Origin of the sequence: Brevibacillus humidisoli, assembly GCF_020923435.1 — a bacterium.
In the GTDB taxonomy this organism is placed as follows: Bacteria; Bacillota; Bacilli; order Brevibacillales; family Brevibacillaceae; genus Brevibacillus_E; species Brevibacillus_E humidisoli.
In genome coordinates this window covers 3,503,747-3,524,661 of the sequence record NZ_CP087263.1, presented here as the reverse complement: position 1 = coordinate 3,524,661, position 20,915 = coordinate 3,503,747, and the positions used below count along the sequence as shown (strand labels likewise).

The following is a 20,915-nucleotide window of genomic DNA, read 5'->3' as shown; positions in this document are numbered from 1 at the left end:
ATTGTTATGAAACCGCTCTCATTTTGTCAAACTTATTGTAGCAAAGCTTGCGAGTGGCGAAAAGACGCAAGCCGGACTCGGCGAATCAACCGAGTGTATCCCCGTTCGTGCAGCAGCCGCATGAACCGTCGAGAGAGCTCGGCAATCACTGAGTTATCTTTATTATACGGAGCCGGGTTACGGTCCAGTTACACAACCAAGTTTTACACTTGTAAGAATTTTTTGTACACTTGATTTGGACGTTATGCACACATAGAGGAGTAGCTGTGCCTTCACACAGGCAGGGTAGAGGCAGCGCTATAGCAGACACGTGTCGCATGATGAGAAAAAGAAACGGAAGAGGAAAAGGCAAAGGGGACGATTCAAATGGGCCGATGGATGTTCTCACTGATCGCCGTCCTGGTCCTCGTAGGCGGTTGCGAGGAACTGGAAGAAGGTGTCGATCGACTAAGGGAGGCAGAAGAGAGAGACAGAGAACTGGCTGAACATATCAAGCCTGTACACGCTTATACGGTCGGGGAGCATGCGGAGATTAAACAGGAGATCTACGGGATCGTGACGCCGCGCCAAGAGCTTGCCCTCTCTTTCGGGACGTCGGGTACGATCGATCACATCCTGGTGGAAAAAGGCAGCCATGTTCAGAAAGGCAGCCTGTTGGCAACCTTGGATACAGCGGTCTGGCAGCAGGAGTTGGCTGCGGCACAAAATGAGGTGAGGTTGGCACAGGTGGAGAGGGAGGAAATGCTGCAAGGGGACGACTCGGAAGCCGTTCGTCTCCAGAAGCTGCAGCTAGAACGCGCCGAAGAACAGGCCAAACGAGCGGTCCAAGCCTATGAACAGGCTCAACAACTGTATGACAACGGAGCGATCGCCAGAGAGGAACTGGATCGACGGGCATGGGAGAAAAAGAATGCAGAACTGACTCTCCAAGAAGAGCAGATTACATATGAAGAACTGCTTAACGAAACGGATTCCTCGGAAGTGGTGGCGGCACAAGTGCGAGTCGAACAGGCGACCGCCGAGCTGCGGCGGGCACAGCAGGATGTGCGGCAGGCCGAGCTTCGTGCCCCTTTTGCCGGAGTTGTGGCTGATATCTACCGGACCGCTTCCGAACAAATCAGCTCCTCCCAGGAAGTGATCAGGCTGATTGATCCGGCTGAGTGGATTGTACAGCTCCAGGTCGACAGCGGTCAGATCGGTCAGTGGCAGGTTGGAAAACGTGTGACCGTCGCTTCTGGAGATGGGCAGGAGACGGAAGGGATTGTCCGTTTTGTCTCGCCAGCGATGAACCACGCCGGTTCTTATTCGGTTGAAGTGCGTATAGAAAACGCCAACGACCTGTTTAAGGCAGGTATGTCGGTTGCCTGTCGATATGTTTTGGAGACGGACAACGGCTTTTTTGTGCCTGCCTCCAGCGTTGGCTTTGCCGATGAGGCGTATTACGTGATGAAAATCGCCAATGGAGCTAGTGTTTCCAAACAGCCGGTCCAGGTAGGCACCCTGCATGGAGAGTGGTATCAGATCGTGGATGGATTGAACGCAGGCGAGCAGGTAGTGGAGAGCGGCATCACGTATGTTCGGGATGGCGACGCTGTACAGGTGGCGAATCAAGATGAAAACTAGACTGCAGCAGTCGCGTACCGTCATTGCCGCCTTGCTCGCGCTCCTCCTCTTGCTGTTAGGTATAGGGGCGGTTGCCAATCTAGAAGTAACGCTTGATCCTGATCTTCCGCTGCCCTCCTATACCGTGCGTGCTGCGGTTCCGGGGATGCAGCCAGAATCGGTGGATGCCGAGGTGACAAGACCGCTGGAAGAGGCGATTCGCGCACTGCCCGGCATTCGCAAGATCAGGGCCACCTCTCGCGCCGGTCAAGCAGAGATTGTCGTTACGGCTGAGACCGCCTCAGATGACTGGTTGGAGCGCTTGAGAGAGACTGTTGCCGATCAGGCCCGACTGCTGCCCGGTGGAGTTGGGGATATACGGGTAGAGCAGCAGCGAACCGGGGACAATCAGCTCGCCCACTACCTGCTGCACGGTGCCGATCTGCTCACACTTGTCGAAGAGGCGGAACAGACGGTTCGTGATCGGCTTGGATACATTGCCGGGGTATCCCGGGTAGAGGTTGATGCAACAGGAGTGCAAAATCGGATTGAACTGGTCTTTCGTCCCTCGATGCTTCACTACTACGGATTGACGCCGCTCGATGTGATCCGCCAACTGCAGCAGCAGAACGAGGCCGGTACGATCACGCCGGTCGGTGCGATTGGTTCTGGCAGCGATCAAACTACCTTTCGCTGGCTGGAGGGGCCGGATAATATAGAGGCTCTCGGCCGAATCCTGATTTCCTCGGAAAAGGGAGACGTCGTCCTCAACCGACTGGTGGAGATTCGCGACCTTAGGCGAAGCAGAGCGGATTCCGTCACGTATTACCACGGAGAACCGGCTGTTGCGATTCGTGTCTATGCAGCAGGTGGAGCACAGTACCCGCGGACACAGGCCGAACTGACTAAGGCAGTAGAAGAGCTGAATCGTGCGGCAGCAGATCGGTATACCCTTACGTTGTTTGAGGATCGGACGGCGCCGATAGTCAGTGTGATTCGCGCCTTTTTACTGGCAGCGGCAGTATCTGCAGCCGTGGTCGCCTTGTTTATCGGTGTTGGGATGAAAAGTTGGTCCGCCGCTCTGCTCTCTCTGTTCGGTGTCGTGCTTGGAAACGGATTTGTGCTAGGGACGATGTGGTTAAGCGGGTTCGGGCTTGATGTGGTCACGCTGCCTGCAGTTGGGATCATCTCGCTCTTGTATACGGTCACGGGCTGCTATCTGTTGTATGGCTATGCTCAGGCAATACAGTGGGAAAGGAACAGGATAAGCCTGGTTACGAAGCAGACGTTGGTGCCGATCTTGTTTGCGACAGCTTGTCTGGCTGGGCTGCTCTATTTGTTCTTGCAAACCAATTGGCTCGATCTGACCGAAAAACCGATCGTGGCGGCAGCACTTCCGGTGTTTTTGATCGGCATCGCTGGTCTGCTGCTCGTCTACGGGTGGACTCTGCCTTGTCTGGCAGAACGGCTGCCCGTGCCTTCTGTGTCATCTCGGCAGAGCCGCCTTCTCCACAGGCTCCAGCCCGTACAGGCACATTGGAGAAGAGTCCTTTCACTTCGCTTCGGTCCTTACTTGCTGTTCCTTTTACTGGGGTTGGCGTTCAGTTTCTTCTTCCAGCCGTTTGTACGGACCGCCGATCTGTTGGATCATGGGGAACAGCGGCACCTCCTGCAGGTTAGGTTGGCGGAGGGAACCAGTTGGGACGAGGCGGTTCGTCTGGATAAGCAGATCAGTGGGAAACTGGGACGAGCTGCGGAGATGCGTGATTTCGTAGCCACCGTCAGCAGAGAAGAGATTACGTATGAGCTGCAGCTTGTCGATCGCCGGGAGAGAATGCGGAGTGCTGCCCAGTTTGAAAAAGAAGTAGTTGAATCACTGATGGAGATTGTCGGGATTGAACATATCAAGAGCGGAGAAGAGCGAGACACATCCTCCGAACAGGTTCAGTTTGAAATAAAGGGACCATCGCTGCTCGCGGCCAAGACGCTGGCCGATCAGTTGGCGGAGATGATGGAGAACTATCCCTATGGCAAAGGAGCGATGGAAGAACCGTTTATTTATAACATTGAGACCAGCTACGAAGGCAGCAAATCTCAGGTAATTCTGCGTGCCCGTCCCCAGATGCTGGCTCACTATGGGGTGAGCGAAGCGGAAGTGCGACAGCAGATAGCGGCTCACATGGGGGTTCAGTCGGTCGGCCTGCTCCGCTGGGATCAGCAGGGAGTGGAGCTCGCTGCGCGTTATCCGCAATACCTGATGCAGCATCCGGACCAGGTGAGACAGATCATGATCAAAACACCGACAGGCGCTGTTTCGGCTGCCGATCTGGTCGAAGCGGTGAAACAGCCGGTGTCGACACAGTTTGTCCGTGAAGACGGACAAAACGTGGTGACCGTCACGGCGGAGGTAAACACGGAGTTTACCACCGCTGCCAACATGCATTTTGTACTGCCGCTTCGTCTGGAAGAGAACGGTTTGATCCCGGACGGATACACGGTCCTGTCCCAAGAAGAACTGGAAAAGCAGAAGGTAATGGGAGAAGCGGAAGAGCAGACGATCCCCCTTCTCCCATGGGGGCTGGCGATCGTTCTGTTTCTGCTGGCTTGTACCCTCTGTCGCTTCCGTTATCGGGTGGCTGCGGCTCTCCTGCTCTTGCTGCCGCTTCTGGCGCCGGGGACGGTCGCCGGCCTGCTGATGTTTAACGATCCCTTCAATCTAACCGCTTTGCTGGGGATCTGGGCTGCGGCGCTGCTGCTGCTGGTACAGGCCTTTACGCTGACGGCGGATCTGGAAGCAGCCCGCTCCGATGGAGAGGATAGCCAAGCCTATGTGCTGCAAGTGGTTCGTCGGCAGATGTCGGCACAGATCGCCGTTTGGACGGCCGTGCTAGCTGCGGTTTTACCGATGTTCACCGACATGTTCCCGGATGGGGACTTTCATGCATCGTTTGCTGCCGTTCTGTTGCTGGGTCTTGCCGCCCAGGTTGTAATCATGCTCTATATCGTACCATCGCTCTACCAGGCGGTGGCCGCCGGTACCGGGGGAAGTGCGTCATCGCTAAACTGGCAGCTGCTCAGGGCGGAGTTCACCAGATGGTGGCAAAACAAGCAGTTCGAACGGAGGGAAAGACGACAGAAGCAACACGACCAGACTGGGCGGCAAGACGGGATGCCGGTCTGGGATTCAGCGGGAACTGCAACTGCAAATGGAACCTCTCGACGCGTTGATCAGCTGACGTCCGACGATTTTACTCCGCTGTCCAGATGATGTCCCATATAACCCAGCTGTCATCATCGAAGGGTGGCCGTCTGTCTTCCGGCAATCCCGAGCATCTTGAGGAGGGAACGTCTATTGAGCAAAAAAGCGCTGATTGATCTCTCGCTGCTCGTTTTGGTCATGGCCGCTATCTATATTGCCTCATCCATGCCCTACGAGCAGCAGGACTTGCGCAAAACGATCGCCAATCTGATTGACGAGGAATGGGTAGAAGAGAAGTGGGGAGCGGTTTCGTTTCCATACGGCTCCCGGGAGATCAGCGTCGCAGAGCACGGCGCCGCCGGCTTCATCGAGTTTTTTATTCGCAAGGGGGCTCATTTTTTTGGCTTTGCCCTGGTGGCATTTCTGTTGTACCGGGTGCTGAACTACTGGTTGCAGCGGCGGGCAGCGATGCTGTTGAGTGGATTTCTCGCTATCTGTACGGCCGCGCTGGATGAGTGGCACCAGACCTTCACTCCGAATCGCACGGGGATGGCCATTGATGTGGTGCTGGACGCGGCGGGTGTGCTGTTCACTCTTGTTCTGCTCTTGCTGGCGCACCGGAGAGCGTGATAAAATGCTGACAAAACATCCATCCTATACGTGACATATGAGACTGTTATCGATGAAAGTGACGGAACCGCTGTAGTCGTGAGCAACATGCCAAAAAAAACGGGCTTTTCATTCGTAATTCATGTCTGCTATACTATTGCAATGAGCCTGTAATCCGTAGGGGTTCTCGACACTTTTGTAAAAGCTAAAAGGAGTGCAAACTTGATGGCAGTAGAAGTGGGAAGCATCATTGAAGGAAAAGTGACGGCGATCAAACCGTTTGGGATGTTCGTAGCCGTGACTGACACCGAGCAGGGCTTGGTGCACATTTCCCAAGTAGCAAACGGTTATGTCAAAGACATTAACGATCACTTTTCTGTGGGGGACACCGTCAAGGTGAAGGTCCTCTCGGTTGATGATGCCGGCAAGATCTCACTCTCCGTCCGTGCTGCGTTGCCGCCTGAGGAGCAGACCGGGAGAGAAGGACGCAGGGGTGGAGGTCGCGGAGATCGGGGTTTCCAAAAGCGCGACAGTAATGCCACCTTTGAAGACAAGCTGAAAAAGTGGTTGAAACACAGTGAGGAGAACCTGGCTACGATTAACAAGAAGAACAACAGACGCGGCTACTGAGCCGGGGCTTCACATATAGAAGATGCAGGAAGGGGAACGAACGGGTTCACCTTCTTTTTCTTTTTTCATGTGGAGGACGGATCGTGTTGTGAGCTGGAGGGTGGTTGAACATGGAGAACATATACCGCTCGGAACTGGTTTTAGACGTGGTGCAGGATGCAAGTCCCGTCGATAGCGTCTCGATGTTTACGGTTACCTATCAGAGCGAACGTTGGCTGGTAAAAGCCGCCCTTGCCGTACCGGACGGAAGCGGACCGTTTCCTGCGCTGCTGTACTGCCGCGGCGGCATTCGGAATGTTGGCCGTGTCCGTCCTGAACGGATCGCCCAACTGGCCTCCTTCGGATATGTGGTACTGGCGCCGCACTACCGTGGAAACGAGGGTGGAGAGGGGCGAGACGAGTTCGGCGGTGCCGACCGTCACGATGTGTATCAGGCGGACGAGCTTCTCCGTCAGCTGCCGATTGTAGATCCCCATCGCATCAGTCTGTTCGGGTTTTCACGTGGTGGCATGATGGCATTGCTGGCTGCGATCGAACGACCAGGTTTTCAGTCGGTCATCTTTTGGAATGGTGTATGCGATCTGTTTCTCACCTATGAAGAACGGGTCGATCTGCGCCGCATGCTGCGACGCGTTGTAGGGCATCCACAAAAAAATCGGGAAGCGTATCTGATCCGCTCCCCAGTCTTCCATATTGATGGCATCGCCTGTCCTGTCTTAATCATCCACGGGGTCCGCGATGAGAACGTCAGTGTAGAACACGCCTATCGTCTCTCGCGTGCACTCACACAGCATCGAAAACCTCATGACGTCTGGCTGGTAGAGGAGGCAACTCACCTGTTTGACAGCGTTCAGATCGAGAAGTATACGCGTCAGATGTTTGCCTGGCTGGCAGAGCAGCCACAAGTCCCGCCCAGGGATCAGTGCAGAGACTGAACCGTTCCAGCGGGTTGCAGAGGCAGGGAGATCTGAATCGAGGTTCCTCTGTTTACCTGACTGTAAACGTTCAGATCGCCACCGTGGTTTTTCACCATCCGCATCGTAATCGGCAGCCCAAGTCCAGTTCCTTCTTCTTTTAACGAGAAAAAGGGGTCAAAGATACGGCTGAGATCTTCACTAGAAATGCCAACACCAGTATCGGTAACGGAGAGATAAAGCTTGTCTTGATCGCACCTGCCCTCGATGGTAAGAGTTCCACCGTTTGGCATGGCTTCAATCGCGTTTTTCATCAGATTCAGCAGGATTTGCTTACATTGTTCTACATCGACCAGCAGCTTTGTCTCTTTCTCGTACGACTCGACAATCTCGATATTGTGAAGTCGGGCTTCTCCCTTCATCAGCGGAATGATCGAGGAGAGGACGTCATCTAATGTCACTTCCCGGTAATTGGGACGCGACGGCTTGGAGAGCAGCAGCAGCTCGGTTACGATCTGGTTGACACGCTCGATTTCCTTTAGGATCAGCGGCAGATGATATTCTTGCTGATCCTGCTCCGACAGTTTTCCCTCAAGCAACTGCATGAAGCCGTAGATAACGGTGAGCGGATTGCGGATTTCGTGAGCTGCTCCTGCGGCCAACTGGCCTGCTAATGCCAGTTTTTCCGATTGATTAATGTACTCTTGCACCTTTTCCTGTTCCGTGATGTCAGATAAGACGACCATCCAGCCTACCTCTTGACGATGCTGGTCCAACAATGGGACGTAGGAGACAAGGGCTGGAAACGGTTCGCCGTTTTTGTTGCATACTTGAATCTTGCGGTTTTCGAACCATCTGCCATTCTCATCAGTGGAGTCACTCTGCCAGAACAAATCATCCGGTGATCGGGGAAGAAATGTGGTCGGCTCGAGCTGCACCAACTCTCTTGCCTTGGCGTTGATGTGGACATCTGAAGTGGGATTGTGACGAGTAATAACAGCAACCGGCAGTGAATCGAGAATCTGCTCCCGCACGCGCTTTTCCGCCTCGAGGATTTGGTTTTGCTGCTGCCATTTTCCAAAGATTTCTGCGATGTTAAGGGACATTTTGTTAAACTCTTTGGCTAACTCAAAAAATTCATCCTTTACACTGTAGTTAACCTGTTCCCCGAATGTTCCGGAAGAAACGATCCGCACCTGGCGTATCAGAGACTGGATCGGCCGCAGCATTTCCCGTCTGAAGTAAAAGACGCAGAACAGGCTGAATAAGATCGCCAGTACGGAGACGGTATACGTCACAATGAGAGAGAGCCGCAAACTTTTGGTTCGATTGTTCAGTTCCTCCTGGGTCTGCTGCTCCATCAGCACGAGTGACAGGCTTAGTTCCCGTTCCAACTGCTCCAGTCGGGGATCGACTTCGTTATCCAGCACAAAGGTGACAGCGGCCACGTTGTGCGCCTGCAGCAGCGGATCGATCTGGTCGAGATAGATGTGATCCAACTCCTTGATCAACTGAATCACCCTGATGAGCTGGGCGTTTTCCTCCGTTTTCCTGAGTGCAGGCAGTTGATCTTTTTGGCTCAGCGCCATGTAGTAATCGTCCAGATAGGACGGCTCGCGTGTCGAGATGTACATCTTGAGCGCGTACATCTTTGTGTACAACTGGTTTTTTACTTCCAGCAGGGCAGTCTTTTGCGGCATCACGTGTTGGGAGACGTACATTTCCTCCTCGGTGATCTTGGTCATCTGGTAGCTGAATAAAAGGACGACACAGCCGATCAGCAGGATCATGACGAAGTAGCTAAGCATCATTTTCTTTTGAAAGCCCATCGTACGAAACAAAGACATCTGTTTACTGCCCCCTGGATCTGCGTTTGAGTTGGCGCTGCGGCTCTTGGATGAGGTGTTCCAACTCCTGATAGATTCGGTTTTTTACGGTCTCCGGCACCATCGGTCCAAACGGTCCCAACCGATTTACCCCTTCAGTAAGTCCATATGAGACTTCGCCAGTGGGCAGTTCCCCGGCCAGATATTGGCTGATCATGGTGGCGTACACTTTCCCGACATCCTGGATGAGGGAAGAAATGACATGCTGGGGTGCCATGTAGCGCTGATCGGCGATGTAGCCGATCGCGTAGATATTGGCGCGCTGTGCTTCCGTAATCACGTTGAGATTAAAGCTGTCACCAGTGGTATAAAGGACATCAACACCCTCGGAGATCATGCCGCGCGCCGCCAACAGAGCTGACTCCTTGTCATTGAAATCTGGAACTTTTTCTATAGATATGGATGTCTCGGGACTAACCGCCGTTACGCCTTCACGAAACCCCTCCACCTGAAGGTACTCAGTAGGTTTGTCAACCATGATGTAGCCCACTTTTTGGGACTCACTCATCAGCGCCGCCAACATGCCAACGAGATAGCCGGCCGATCTCATCTCGTAACGGACGTTCGTTTGATTCGGGTGGATCGCTTTGCCGTTAAACGTGACAAACCGCGTATCGGGATAGTTGGGAGCAACTTCAATAAATGGCTTGGAGAAAGCCACTCCGTGACCAAATACCAGATCATAGCCCTGCTGACCGAGAGACGACGCTGTTTTGGCGATATCAGCCACTTGCAGATTATCAGCTACAAACAGGGTGAAGCCGTGAATCTCTTTCAGCTGGTGCAGCGATTCCCATGCGCTGCTGTTCCGCCCTTGGTCATAGGTGGGCCCCTCCAGCAGGAGAGCGATACGGTATTCTGATGTTCGCCCCGTCTGTTTGTTTATCGTCTGCAGCATGTTAGACAAGAACTGTATCGTCAAAAAGAGAACAAGTATGAAGACAAATATGCCAATAAATAAGGGAAGCCTCTTTAATCGTATGTTCACGAGCGCTCCCCCCTCTTTCATTCGTGCAAGTTTATCAAGCATGCCCTGTGATTATTCTACGAACATTGTCGAATTCTTGCAAGAAGGTGTGTATGGCGTAAATTGGCTATTGACTTTGGGTTGAGAGGATGATATATTACTTTTTGTCACTGTACGAAACACATCATGCTCATGCGGTCGTGGCGGAATTGGCAGACGCGCTAGATTCAGGTTCTAGTGGTGGCAACACCGTGGAGGTTCAAGTCCTCTCGACCGCACCATTTCTATTATTATAATACGTTTGCCCCGTGATTGGGATCCGTTGCCCCTATAGTTAAACGGTATAACAGATCACTCGTAATGATCAGTTCGTGGTTCGATTCCGCGTGGGGGCACCATTGCTGCTCATTTGTGACAAATACAATCCCCGTTTCCCCCTGTATCGAGTGGGTGAACGGGGATTTTTATTTTTGTTACTTTATTTGCAACCTCTTTTTGCGGCTATATACCAGATACAACATGATCCCCGCGAGTGGTATACCAACCCACCAGCACCAGCCAAACGGGGAGATCACTTCTCTCAACCCGTAGGCCTGCGGCAAGCCGTCTGGACGGTTGGAAGGGAGCACCTCACAGATCGTGTGGTACCCATAGATTCGCCCGACGACGTACCAGCAAGCCACCAGGCTGACACCCATCAATCCTCGGACGATCAGATGAACCGTCGGTTTTCCGTTTTGCTCGCTCATCCCCAGGTTCGTCCGCCTTGCTCCTCAGACGGTTTGCTTCCACTTGATATTGCAACCAATGCTTGGCTTCTGCTCAACAGTAACCGATTCTCCCGCTAACAGTTGATTGAGTGCGTCCCGGATGTAACGGCCTGTAACCGGAATGTCGTTACCCGGCCGGGAATCATCCAGTTGGCCACGGTAGACACAGCGCAACAGGCCGTCGAAGATGTAAAAATCGGGCGTGCAGGCTGCTTGATACGCCTTGGCTACCTCTTGTGTCTCGTCGTACAGGTAAGGGAAGGGATAGCCCAACGCTTGTGCCACCTCTTTCATTTTTTGCGGCGAATCATCCGGGTACTGTTCTGCGTCATTAGCGCTGATCGCAATAAAAGAGATGCCCTTCGGCAGATAGTCGTTGGCCAGTTCGATCAGTTGGTTCTGCACGTGCTTGACGTATGGACAATGGTTGCAGATAAACATGATGACCGTTGCTTTGGAAGAGCGTAGTTGTTCTAAAGAAACGGTTTCTCCCGATACGACGTTAGGGAGCGAAAAAGTAGGGGCAATGGTGCCTAGTGGAAACATGTTCGATTCCGTCAATGCCATGGCTATACCTCTCCTTTCTACCAGTTAAAAATATGGTTTATCTATACTGTATCACATTGTCAACCTCACTTCACGGTGATGGAGGCGATTCTTGCCCATCATCCACAGACAGGTTCAGGCTGCCTTCGTTGCCGCCCGATTTTGACGAACCGTGGTTGAGCAGGGGCATAGTTGTCGAAGCCTGTCGGAGAGATGTGCTTGTTGTCATGGGCCATGTTTACTATGCTGAAAGGGAATGTAAGGTTTTGTCAAGGAATCCATTAGGGGGCGGAAACGGATGAAGCGGGATCGACCGGTAGACGTTGTAGAGTGCATCAGTGCCGGACTGGGTCAGGATAGCCAGCGTCCGTGCCTTGAGGAGAAGCTGCGCTGTGTTCAGGAAGATTTCAGGGAAGTGGTCAGGCAGCAGCAAGGAATGATTTTTGCCTTTCGAAAGGAAGGGGATCGCTTCGTCCATACGATTTGTGACGGTGAACTCCTGTACCGGATGGAAATGACGCCGGAACAAGTAGTGGGCAAAGAATTACATGATTTTCTTCCTAAACACCTTGTGGACGAAAAATTACCGTACTATGAACGGGCGTGGCAAGGGGAAGATGTGGTCTACGAGGTGAGTGCAGGAAATGGAATCCAGCTTCGTGCCTCCTTAAAACCAATCAAGCGAGACGGTCGGGTAATCGAGGTGATTGCCTCCTGCGTCGACATCACGGAGTGGAGAAGAACGGAGCGGCGGCTCAAGGAGGAGGAACAGCGCTACAAATCGCTGTTTGAGCACAATCTTGACCTGGTATGTTCGCTTGATCTGCAGGGCCGGTTGGTTTCGGCCAACAACGCATTTTACCGGATTACCGGATACCGCCCGGAAGAGGTGAATCACAAACCGCTGGATTCTTTGGTCGTAGACGAAGATAAAGCAAGGCGATTATTCGGGTTGGCCAAACAAGGCGTTCGGCAGAGCGACGAGTTTGCGATCAGAGACCGACATGATTGGAGGATCGAGTTGAACGTCACCAATGTTCCGATCATTGTTGACGAGGCGATAGTCGGAGTGTACCTGATCGCCAAAGACGTCACGGAACAGAAGCGAGCAGAGGAGAGCCTGCAGGAGAGTGAACAGCAGCTGCGCACCCTGATCAACGCGATGCCTGATTTCATCTGTCTCAAGGATGGTCAGGGGAGATGGCTGGACGCCAACGAATTCGCTGTTCAGTTGTTTCAATTGGAAGGTGTAGATTACAAAGGCAAAAAAGATTCAGAACTGGCTGAATATAGCAAATCCTTCCGGGGAGCATTGAAATCTTGCGAGGCCTCTGACGAGCAAGCGTGGGCGGCTGGTCATGCGGTTCGGATCGAAGAAATGATTGCGCAGCCAGATGGCTCGGTACGAACGTTTGATGTGAGCAAGGTCCCTATCTTTCATGCTTCCGGCAAGCGTCAGGCGCTTGTAGTGATCGGGCGGGACATCGCCGACCGCAAAAAGACGGAAGATCTGCTGCGCAAGTCGGACAAGCTGTCTGCTGTAGGAGAATTGGCGGCGGGGGTTGCCCATGAGATCCGCAATCCTCTAACCGCGCTGAAGGGATTTATCCAGCTGTTGAGATCGTCGGAGAGCAAGCATGATCACTATTTTGAGATTATGTTGTCCGAATTGGATCGGATTAACTCGATTGTTGGCGAACTGCTGCTTCTGGCCAAACCACAGGTGTTTACGTTTGAACAAAAAAACGTAATCAGCCTGCTCAAAAACGTGATCTCCCTGCTCGATACCCAGGCGATCATGCGGAAAGTAGAGATTCGCACGGCATTCGAAGTGGAGGAGCTGCCCATCTTGTGTGTCGAAAACCAGTTGAAGCAGGTATTTATCAACTTGCTGAAGAACGCTCTTGAAGCCATGCCGCAAAGCGGAGGGGAGATTATGATCCGTGTCGGCTGTCAGGAAGCGGATCGCGTCATTATTAGTATAATCGACCAGGGATGCGGTATTCCGGAGGATCGTCTGCCCAGATTGGGCGAGCCATTCTATACGACAAAAGAAAAGGGAACGGGACTTGGATTAATGGTCAGTTATAAAATTATCCAGGATCATCAAGGGACTATTTCGTTTTCCAGCCAGATTGGAAAGGGAACGAAAGTAGATATTGTGCTGCCCATCTCCTGATCGTCATTGATAAACCTGTCTTGCTTGGGAAACCCTAAGCTGCGTACACCAAAACGCTAGGAGGGAGACCCATGGAAAAACATGTGCCGGAAATACCGCAGATCGACATACCCGATGAAGTCACACACGTGAACCGTCCTGAGATCGAGGAGACGACACCGCACCCGACATCACCAAATCCACAGGCTGAGCAGCGAACCAGCACGGCAGCAGACCTGTCCGCAGACGGAGTGAAAGTAGAGCTCCCACCGATTGGATTTAAACCGTAAAGCACCGGCAGCGGTGCTTTTTTCTATTTGGAAGAAATCATGGACAATTGACGATTTTTTTGCAAGAGTAAAACTAGAAAGTGATCATGCGGGATGGAGGAGGTATCGGGGTGGCCCGAGTGTTGATCGTGGAGGATACGGCCTTTATGCGGAAGATACTAATCGAGATGCTGGAAGGCGAACACGAAGTGTGCGGTGAAGCTGGCAATGGCAGGGAAGCGATCCGGTTGTACAAGGAACTCTCTCCAGACATTGTGACGATGGATGTGACCATGCCAGATATACAAGGGATCGATGCGTTACGGGAGATCATCGCCCACGACCCGGATGCCAAAATCCTGATGTGTTCGGCAATGGGACAGCGACAGATTGTCCTGGAGGCGATGAAGCTGGGGGCGAAAGATTTCATCGTCAAGCCGTTTCAAAAAGAGCGTCTGCTTGATGCCATCTCCCGCTGGGTATAAGGCTGTCCATCTGAATGTTCCTGTCAAAAAGCCGTAGCTGGACGTCAGATAAAAAGGGTGTGAGGTAGTGGCTGCTGATAAAGGCTATTTTGACCAATTCCAACATGCGGACATCGATGAGTTGGCGGACGCGATCGGTGAACTGCTGGAGAATCCGATTACGATAGAAGATGTAGACCATAAGCTCATTGCCTACAGCTCGCATGGTGAAAGTACCGATCATGCACGTTGGTCAACGATTATGGGCCGTCGTGTGCCGGAGCGGGTGCTGACCCGGCTGTGGAAGGACGGCGTGTTTCAACTGTTATGGACACACGATTATCCGGTGCATGTACCGGCCAAGGATGAGGTGGGACTGGGCAATCGGGTCGCCATCGCCATTCGCAAAGGGGCGGATGTGCTGGGCTACATCTGGGCGCAAGAGGTGAATCGCCCTTTTACTCCCGAAGATGATGAGATTCTGCGACAGGCAGCCCGGGTGGCCGTCTCCCGGCTGCTTGAACGTCAAGGGAAACGGCGGGCAGAGGATCAGCGGAGAAAAGAGTTTTTTTGGGAACTGCTGCTGGGCAACCACAGCAGCGAAACGGCCATCCGACGAAAGCAGGAGAGTCTGCAGCTCCACCTGCCCAATCCGTACATCGTCTGCATCATTGAGTCCGCCGCTCCACGGCTGGAACAATTTCTCTATCCGCTGCTGCAGCGTGACAAGATGCTCTGGGTGGCAGATGGAACCCAGATGGTGATCCTGGTTGGCCTGCCCGCTGTGGCCGCATCCGAGGGGATGTCGCTGCCGCAGTACGTGGAGCACTTCCTGTCCGAATCGGCCGGCAAGGTACAGGAGCGGTTTCGCGAAGAGCAGACGCTTGGCGTGTACGGACGGATGTATCACATGTTTACCGATGTGGCCCGAAGCTATCGCGAAGCGCTGCAGGTACTGCAGGTAAAACGACTCTTTCCCGATGAAACACGAAATGTACGAGGCTACTCCGAACTAGGCATCTACCGCTTTCTTCCGCAGTTAAAAAAATGGGCCGATGCCGAAGGATACGAAAATGAACGATTGATTCGCTTGAAGCAGTATGACGACGAAAATCAGACCAACCTGCTGCTTACCCTGGAGACGTTTCTCGACACGGTGGGGAAGGTAAACATCACCTCCAGGAAACTGCATATCCACATCAATACACTGAGCTATCGACTGCGCCGCATTGAAGAGATTATTGGCGTTGATCTGGATGATGCCAATCAGCGAACCAGTCTCTATCTGGACTTAAAGATGGCCAAGATTGGAAAGGAGCCTGGCAAATAGCCGGGCTTTTCTCTTTGTGGATTTTCACAAATGGAGTCTGTTCAACTCAAAGGAATCGCCAATGAGATTCGGTTCAAATCGCTGTAAAATGGAACTAAGCAAACAATTGCGGTGATGGAAAAAAGGAGGGCGCTTAACTGATGATCGTAGGGATTCCAAAAGAGATTAAGAACAATGAGAACCGTGTGGCGATTACTCCTGCTGGTGTGACCGCATTGGTGCAGAACGGACACGAGGTGCGGATCGAGACCAATGCCGGCCTCGGCAGTGGATTTACCGATCTAGACTATCAAGCGGTAGGAGCGACCATTGTTCCAGATGCGGCAGACGCCTGGAATGTCGACATGGTGATGAAGGTAAAGGAACCACTTCCTTCCGAGTACCGTTTTTTCCGTGAAGAGCAGATCCTGTTCACCTATCTGCATCTCGCACCGGAGCCGGAACTGACCCGTGCCCTGATGGAGAAAAAAGTAGTTGCCATCGCCTATGAGACGATCCAGTTGGACAACGGTGCACTGCCGCTGCTCACGCCGATGAGTGAAGTAGCGGGACGGATGGCTGTACAGATCGGGGCTCAATTCCTGGAGAAGCAGTACGGCGGCAAAGGAGTTCTGCTGGGTGGTGTCCCAGGGGTGCAGAAGGGCGAAGTTGTCGTAGTCGGCGGGGGAATCGTCGGCACCAATGCAGCCAAGATGGCAGTCGGTTTGGGAGCCAACGTGACGATCCTCGATATTAGTGCGGATCGACTGCGTCAGCTGGATGATCTGTTCCAGGGGCGCGCGCAGACGCTGATGTCCAACAGCTTCAACATCGCCAATGCGGTGCAAAAGGCAGACCTGGTGGTGGGGGCTGTCCTGATTCCTGGAGCACGTGCCCCGCGTCTGGTGACCGAAGAGATGGTCAAGTCGATGACGCCTGGCTCGGTGATCGTGGACGTGGCGATCGACCAGGGCGGTTCAATCGAGACGATTGACCGGATCACGACGCACGATAACCCGACCTATGTAAAGCACGGCGTGATCCACTATGCCGTAGCCAACATGCCGGGCGCTGTGGCCCGCACCTCTACGCTGGCACTGACCAACGTAACCGTTCCGTATGCGCTGCAGCTGGCGAACAAAGGCTATCAGGCGGCGATTCGAGACAATCGGGTGCTGGCCAAAGGGGTAAACGTGATCGGCGGCAAGGTGAGCTACCGTGCCGTTGCCGAAGCCCACGGGCTGCCGTACGTCCCGATTGAGGATATTTTGCTGGTGAAAAACTAAAACCCGGTGGTAAAAACACTGAGGTCAACCAGATACGATACTGGAGGAAGAACCTGCTCGTCAGGTTCTTTCAGTCTGTATACAAAGGGGAGCGGCGCAGGGGAGAGTAGCTCTTTTCCTCCAGTCGCGCCGTTGCCAACCTGCGAGGAAGCGGAACTGTCCGATGTGCCAGTCCAAAGCGGTCGGGCGCAAAAGTGGTGCTGCTACAAAGTATCTCAGAGTTGCGCCCGAAAGCCTCCGCTTCGGACTGGCTCCGCTGGGCTGGTCGGCAAAAGTTGCTCCTTCCGGAAAAGAGCTACTCTCCGCCTATACCGAGATTTTGTCTGGGGGACATAGTCCCCCCTCTTAGATTTTTATATTAATAGTTAATAGAGTTTTGATTTAAACAATCTTCAGCAATTGCTGGGTTTGCGAGATATAACCACTCATACCAGTAATCAGAAAAGTTCGCTACCCTTGAATTATACATCGCCTCATAAATATTGGAGAACGCATAGGTGTGCGTGTCTTGTCCATCGTTATTAGAATCGTACATATCCCAAAGGGAACCAGCAATTCTGCCTTCTACTGTATCACCTAAATCAAAACTACTTGTATTCTCCATATCAATAGCAGATCCATTAGGGAATCTAAAATACGGATCGTTTTTTATAACAAGCGGTAAAAAATCCGCCCACCCTTCTTTCCATGCGCATTCCGCATTTGAGGCTTTCGTTATATAGTGTGGCTTTGGGCAACTGTCACTTGGAAACCAGCTGTCATATACATCCCACATGTAACTGTGAGCAGCTTCATGCATTACCACTGAACTGCCATTATCCGCGCTATCATGACTTAAATAAATTGTGTGATTATAGCCATCGAAGTAAGCAACTCTTGAAGTAGAGATATCCCATTCTACATATGCTTTTCTAAGCGGTACATTTGTACTAGTATCATAGTTATCTAATTTTCTATACACGCTATCTATTTGATGCATAATCCATATTGCACGTTTATTATCATCTTGAATATAGTACGTTCCAATCGAACCGGAATATACATTGGCGACTGCGGGAGTTTGCCATCTGTATGTAATTGAGCTATCATCCTCAACGTCAACAGAAGAATTTGTAAGTGAGTAAAGTACTGCATAAACCGTTAAAGAATCACTGGAGATAGAGTCTGAGGGAATTGTAACATCATTGAGTTCCCATTCCCCATAACTATCGGTGTAATCACTATCTAAGAAGTTCCAAGTGTAATATTTAGTTTTATCATATACTTTTACATGAGCGCCGTTTACTTCGTCTGATCTGCCGTTTTCGTCATAGTACTTAAACACCCCACTAATATCCGTACTAGTGCTTATTGATTGTTCATTAGTTGTTGGCTGGTCACGTGATGTTGTCTCGTTCGCTGAGGTTTTTTCGTCATCCTCATCAGGAGGTTCAGGTAATTCCTCATCTAAGATCTGTATATTGGGGCTGCCAGAATTCGGTTCGTACTCAGCCCGTCCGGGTTTCTGTTTTCTTTTTTCCCAACCGTCCTTAATTGTTTCTTCAGTAACCGTAAAATGTATTGTTTTTGATGCTCCCCAAGTGATATGTTCATTTTGTTTAGAAGTAGCTTGTAATGTAACCATGTACTCAGCAGGCTTTAAGTTATCAAACGGTACATTTATTTTTTTATGTTCATTCACTTTTACATGATCTTTGAACAAAGTTTCTTCTGCAATGGGTTCGAGATAACGATCATCTTGCCACTCAAATAAGCTGTAGGTTAAATGAATGTCCGCCTTGGTTTCTTTTGTCACGTTGAGAGTGATTTTTACCTTTCCCTTTCCTTTCTTCTCATTTACGATTGCATCCTCAAGTTTCGCATCCAGTTCAAGGTACCCTACCCCCGGTGAGCTAGTGCTTTGGCTGTCCACGTTGTCAGATTCTAGAGAACATCCATAAAACAAAAACAGAGATAAGAGGATTAGTGTAAACTTGTTCAAAAAATCACCTCATTTGGGCATTTTTGTTAAAATGCTTATCCACACAATATCATAATATTCTCTTTATATCAAATGTTGATTCTTTTTTTCTTTAGCAATCGTGGGTAAGTCAATCACCGTTCGCCCTGCTATGCCTGTCCACATAAAATATGCTATGCTCGTAGGCAGAGTATGTTTGCAGGGAGTGGCCATATGTACCAGTTGATGAAGAGATTTTTATTCCGATTAGACCCCGAAGCGGCCCATGAGCAGGTGACCGGAGCGCTTCGTTTTGCTTCTCGTGCACCAGGCGGAAAACAGGTGCTCCAACTGATGTACGGTTATCATGATAAACGGCTGGAGACGCGGCTGTGGGGCACCCGCTTTCCCAATCCGGTAGGGCTGGCCGCCGGCTTTGACAAAAATGCGGAAGTGTACCATGCCCTGGCAGCACTTGGATTTGGGTTTGTCGAGGTCGGTACGATTACACCTGTCGCTCAGCAGGGCAACGAACGTCCTCGCCTGTTTCGGCTGATCGAGGATGAGGCAGTGATTAACCGGATGGGCTTTAACAACCTGGGAGCCGACCATGCGGCCCAGAACTTGAGCCGCTATGCTGCCGCCAATGTGCCGATCGGGATCAACATCGGGAAAAACAAGCATACTCCCAATGAGGAAGCGGCGCGTGATTATGAAACATGCTTGGATACACTATATCCATATGGCCATTACTTTGTGGTCAACGTGAGTTCTCCCAACACACCTAATCTTCGCGATTTGCAGCAGACGGAGAGTTTGCGCAAGCTGCTGGAAGCGATCAAGATCAAAAAGGATGAATGGGTGCAAAGAGGGGAACCCTCCAAGCCGATCCTCCTGAAAGTAGCACCGGACATGACCGACGAGCAGATGCGGGATGTGATCCAGGTGGCACTGGACGTCGGATTGGACGGAATCGTCGCCACCAATACGACCTTGTCGCGGGAAGGGCTGCGGGATGCGGAAACCAGCCGACAGGCAGGTGGGCTAAGCGGGCGTCCGCTCACAGCCCGTTCAACCGAATGGATTCGGGAGATTCGGCAGGAGGTAGGCGACAAGCTGCCGATCATCGGAGTAGGCGGCATCTTTGACGGCGATGACGCGTATGCGAAGATTCGCGCGGGCGCCGATCTGGTGCAGGTCTACACGGGTATGATCTATCAGGGACCCGGCATCGTCCAGGCGATCAACAAACGACTCATCCAACTGCTGGAACGCGACGGTTTTTCCTCTGTCGAGCAGGCTGTGGGGGCGGATGCCCGATAGCAGCACCGATGCAGTCGGATGCTTTTGGCTGCGGATGATTTCGTGTACAATAGCTACATGAGAGAAACAGAAAAATCGAACGGCCAGGAGGGGATTGGCATGCGAGTGCTGGTGCTGGGTGCAGGGGCAGTTGGGGGTTACTTTGGGGGGAGACTGGCAGAGAAGGGGGCGGACGTCACCTTTTTGGTGCGGGAAAAGCGACGTCAACAGCTTGCCGCACGCGGTCTGCGGATTCACAGTGTTCACGGAGATGCCCATATCCAACCGAAACTGATCGTCTCAAGCGAGCCAGCGGGTCCGTTTGACCTGGTAATCTTGACGATGAAGGCGTACCACTTGGACGAAGGGATTGAGAGCATTCGACCCTACGTCGGGGAGCAGACTACGGTACTGCCGCTTTTAAACGGTTTTGCCCATATGGAAAGATTGCAAGAGCAGTTTGGTTCGCATCGTGTACTCGGGGGCATGTGCTTTATCGAATCCACTCTCGATGAGAACGGAGACGTGCGGCAAACCAGTAAAACGCATGAAGTGAAGTACGGCGAGTGGGACGGCAGCCGCACCAGCCGGATTGAGGCGCTGCAGGAGTTGTTTGCTGGTGCAAAGGCGACGTATACGCCTAGTGATCATATCATCGAAGAGATGTGGAACAAATACTTGTTTATTGTCACGTTGTCGGGGATGACGACACTGATGAATGCGCCGGTCGGGCCGATCCGCGATGCCGAGTACGGGTTGGAGCTGTCGCGTCAGCTGTTTACGGAAGCGGCAGAGGTGATGAAAGCAGCAGGTGCCCCTATGGCTGCTGATATCGTCGACCGGCAGATGAAGGTGTTTGAAGCCCAGGGGTACAAGATGAAGTCCTCGATGCTGCGCGATATGGAAAAAGGCCTGCCGGTAGAAGCGGACCATCTACAAGGCTACCTGCTTCGGCTGGCTGAGGCGAAACAAGTGAACGTACCTTTACTGCGGGTCGTTTACCACAATCTCAAGGTGTACGAATTGAAACGGATGCAGCAGATCTAGCTTGATCTAACAGAATCC

The 20,915-nt window shown here is 52.1% G+C and carries 17 protein-coding genes and 2 tRNA genes; 14 read left to right on the top strand and 5 right to left on the bottom strand.

Features of this window, described 5'->3' with window-relative positions:
- Positions 1-366 precede the first annotated feature (366 nt).
- The 5 genes from LOK74_RS17275 (at position 367) to LOK74_RS17255 (ending at position 6,975) form a co-directional block, all read left to right on the top strand.
- On the top strand, positions 367-1,623 hold the full coding sequence (locus tag LOK74_RS17275) for an efflux RND transporter periplasmic adaptor subunit (RefSeq protein WP_230043253.1): 1,257 nt from the start codon (positions 367-369) through the stop codon (positions 1,621-1,623).
- Complete coding sequence (locus tag LOK74_RS17270) at positions 1,613-4,870, top strand: efflux RND transporter permease subunit (protein WP_230043252.1); 3,258 nt, start codon at positions 1,613-1,615, stop codon at positions 4,868-4,870. The genes LOK74_RS17275 and LOK74_RS17270 overlap by 11 nt, the downstream gene beginning before the upstream one ends.
- Positions 4,871-4,954: 84 nt before the next feature.
- Positions 4,955-5,431: a VanZ family protein gene (locus LOK74_RS17265; RefSeq protein ID WP_230043251.1), complete on the top strand. Its 477-nt coding sequence runs from the start codon at positions 4,955-4,957 to the stop codon at positions 5,429-5,431.
- Positions 5,432-5,635: 204 nt separating this feature from the next.
- Positions 5,636-6,040 (top strand): S1 RNA-binding domain-containing protein, encoded by a 405-nt coding sequence (locus LOK74_RS17260; RefSeq protein WP_230043250.1) that lies wholly within the window; start codon positions 5,636-5,638, stop codon positions 6,038-6,040.
- A 182-nt stretch (positions 6,041-6,222) separates the two neighbouring features.
- Entirely contained in the window at positions 6,223-6,975 is a 753-nt protein-coding gene (locus LOK74_RS17255; protein ID WP_230047045.1) for an alpha/beta hydrolase family protein, read from the top strand.
- On the opposite strand, the gene LOK74_RS17250 is transcribed toward LOK74_RS17255, so the two are convergent.
- Both LOK74_RS17250 and LOK74_RS17245 read right to left on the bottom strand, forming a co-directional pair.
- Positions 6,960-8,801, bottom strand: a complete 1,842-nt coding sequence (locus LOK74_RS17250; protein ID WP_230043249.1) for an ATP-binding protein — start codon at positions 8,799-8,801, stop codon at positions 6,960-6,962. The two genes, LOK74_RS17255 and LOK74_RS17250, sit on opposite strands and share 16 nt — an antisense overlap.
- A 4-nt stretch (positions 8,802-8,805) precedes the next feature.
- Positions 8,806-9,828 (bottom strand): BMP family ABC transporter substrate-binding protein, encoded by a 1,023-nt coding sequence (locus LOK74_RS17245; RefSeq protein WP_230043248.1) that lies wholly within the window; start codon positions 9,826-9,828, stop codon positions 8,806-8,808.
- Between the two features lie 173 nt (positions 9,829-10,001).
- On the opposite strand from LOK74_RS17245, the gene LOK74_RS17240 reads away from it, so the two are divergent.
- Both LOK74_RS17240 and LOK74_RS17235 read left to right on the top strand, forming a co-directional pair.
- A tRNA-Leu gene (locus LOK74_RS17240) sits at positions 10,002-10,088 on the top strand.
- Positions 10,089-10,131: 43 nt separating this feature from the next.
- Positions 10,132-10,205: transfer RNA gene (locus tag LOK74_RS17235), tRNA-Thr, on the top strand.
- A gap of 75 nt (positions 10,206-10,280) precedes the next feature.
- On the opposite strand, the gene LOK74_RS17230 is transcribed toward LOK74_RS17235, so the two are convergent.
- Both LOK74_RS17230 and LOK74_RS17225 read right to left on the bottom strand, forming a co-directional pair.
- The gene (locus LOK74_RS17230; protein WP_230043247.1) at positions 10,281-10,556 is read right to left on the bottom strand and encodes a hypothetical protein; all 276 of its coding nucleotides are present in this window, start codon (positions 10,554-10,556) and stop codon (positions 10,281-10,283) included.
- 24 nt (positions 10,557-10,580) lie between these two features.
- Positions 10,581-11,144, bottom strand: coding sequence for a thioredoxin family protein (locus tag LOK74_RS17225; protein WP_230043246.1), 564 nt, complete (start codon positions 11,142-11,144; stop codon positions 10,581-10,583).
- Between the two features lie 277 nt (positions 11,145-11,421).
- On the opposite strand from LOK74_RS17225, the gene LOK74_RS17220 reads away from it, so the two are divergent.
- The 5 genes from LOK74_RS17220 (at position 11,422) to ald (ending at position 16,609) form a co-directional block, all read left to right on the top strand.
- The gene (locus LOK74_RS17220) at positions 11,422-13,302 is read left to right on the top strand and encodes a PAS domain S-box protein (protein ID WP_230043245.1); all 1,881 of its coding nucleotides are present in this window, start codon (positions 11,422-11,424) and stop codon (positions 13,300-13,302) included.
- A gap of 71 nt (positions 13,303-13,373) precedes the next feature.
- Positions 13,374-13,571, top strand: coding sequence for a hypothetical protein (locus LOK74_RS17215; RefSeq protein WP_230043244.1), 198 nt, complete (start codon positions 13,374-13,376; stop codon positions 13,569-13,571).
- 110 nt (positions 13,572-13,681) lie between these two features.
- Complete coding sequence (locus LOK74_RS17210) at positions 13,682-14,035, top strand: response regulator (protein ID WP_277613393.1); 354 nt, start codon at positions 13,682-13,684, stop codon at positions 14,033-14,035.
- A gap of 67 nt (positions 14,036-14,102) precedes the next feature.
- Positions 14,103-15,344 carry a PucR family transcriptional regulator gene (locus LOK74_RS17205; RefSeq protein ID WP_230043243.1) on the top strand — a complete coding sequence of 414 codons (1,242 nt, stop codon included), beginning with the start codon at positions 14,103-14,105 and terminating at the stop codon, positions 15,342-15,344.
- A gap of 140 nt (positions 15,345-15,484) precedes the next feature.
- Positions 15,485-16,609, top strand: a complete 1,125-nt coding sequence (ald, locus tag LOK74_RS17200) for an alanine dehydrogenase (protein ID WP_230043242.1) — start codon at positions 15,485-15,487, stop codon at positions 16,607-16,609.
- A 358-nt stretch (positions 16,610-16,967) separates the two neighbouring features.
- Here the strand turns inward: ald and LOK74_RS17195 are convergent, their stop codons facing one another.
- The gene (locus tag LOK74_RS17195) at positions 16,968-18,590 is read right to left on the bottom strand and encodes a putative periplasmic lipoprotein (protein ID WP_230043241.1); all 1,623 of its coding nucleotides are present in this window, start codon (positions 18,588-18,590) and stop codon (positions 16,968-16,970) included.
- Positions 18,591-18,782: 192 nt separating this feature from the next.
- Here LOK74_RS17195 and LOK74_RS17190 point away from each other — a divergent pair, with 192 nt between their 5' ends.
- Both LOK74_RS17190 and panE read left to right on the top strand, forming a co-directional pair.
- Positions 18,783-19,871, top strand: a complete 1,089-nt coding sequence (locus LOK74_RS17190; RefSeq protein ID WP_230043240.1) for a quinone-dependent dihydroorotate dehydrogenase — start codon at positions 18,783-18,785, stop codon at positions 19,869-19,871.
- Positions 19,872-19,970: 99 nt separating this feature from the next.
- A complete protein-coding gene (gene panE, locus LOK74_RS17185; protein WP_230043239.1) occupies positions 19,971-20,897 on the top strand; it encodes a 2-dehydropantoate 2-reductase in 927 nt (308 codons plus the stop codon).
- Positions 20,898-20,915: the final 18 nt, after the last annotated feature.

Bases quoted from the DNA above. Each gene is read 5' to 3' on its own strand.
- LOK74_RS17275 (WP_230043253.1), top strand. From the start codon at position 367: ATGGGCCGATGGATGTTCTCACTGATCGCCGTCCTGGTCCTCGTAGGC.
- LOK74_RS17270 (WP_230043252.1), top strand. From the start codon at position 1,613: ATGAAAACTAGACTGCAGCAGTCGCGTACCGTCATTGCCGCCTTGCTC.
- LOK74_RS17260 (WP_230043250.1), top strand. From the start codon at position 5,636: ATGGCAGTAGAAGTGGGAAGCATCATTGAAGGAAAAGTGACGGCGATC.
- LOK74_RS17255 (WP_230047045.1), top strand. From the start codon at position 6,223: ATGTTTACGGTTACCTATCAGAGCGAACGTTGGCTGGTAAAAGCCGCC.
- LOK74_RS17250 (WP_230043249.1), bottom strand. From the start codon at position 8,801: ATGTCTTTGTTTCGTACGATGGGCTTTCAAAAGAAAATGATGCTTAGC.
- LOK74_RS17230 (WP_230043247.1), bottom strand. From the start codon at position 10,556: ATGAGCGAGCAAAACGGAAAACCGACGGTTCATCTGATCGTCCGAGGA.
- LOK74_RS17225 (WP_230043246.1), bottom strand. From the start codon at position 11,144: ATGGCATTGACGGAATCGAACATGTTTCCACTAGGCACCATTGCCCCT.
- LOK74_RS17220 (WP_230043245.1), top strand. From the start codon at position 11,422: ATGAAGCGGGATCGACCGGTAGACGTTGTAGAGTGCATCAGTGCCGGA.
- LOK74_RS17215 (WP_230043244.1), top strand. From the start codon at position 13,374: ATGGAAAAACATGTGCCGGAAATACCGCAGATCGACATACCCGATGAA.
- ald (WP_230043242.1), top strand. From the start codon at position 15,485: ATGATCGTAGGGATTCCAAAAGAGATTAAGAACAATGAGAACCGTGTG.
- LOK74_RS17190 (WP_230043240.1), top strand. From the start codon at position 18,783: ATGTACCAGTTGATGAAGAGATTTTTATTCCGATTAGACCCCGAAGCG.
- panE (WP_230043239.1), top strand. From the start codon at position 19,971: ATGCGAGTGCTGGTGCTGGGTGCAGGGGCAGTTGGGGGTTACTTTGGG.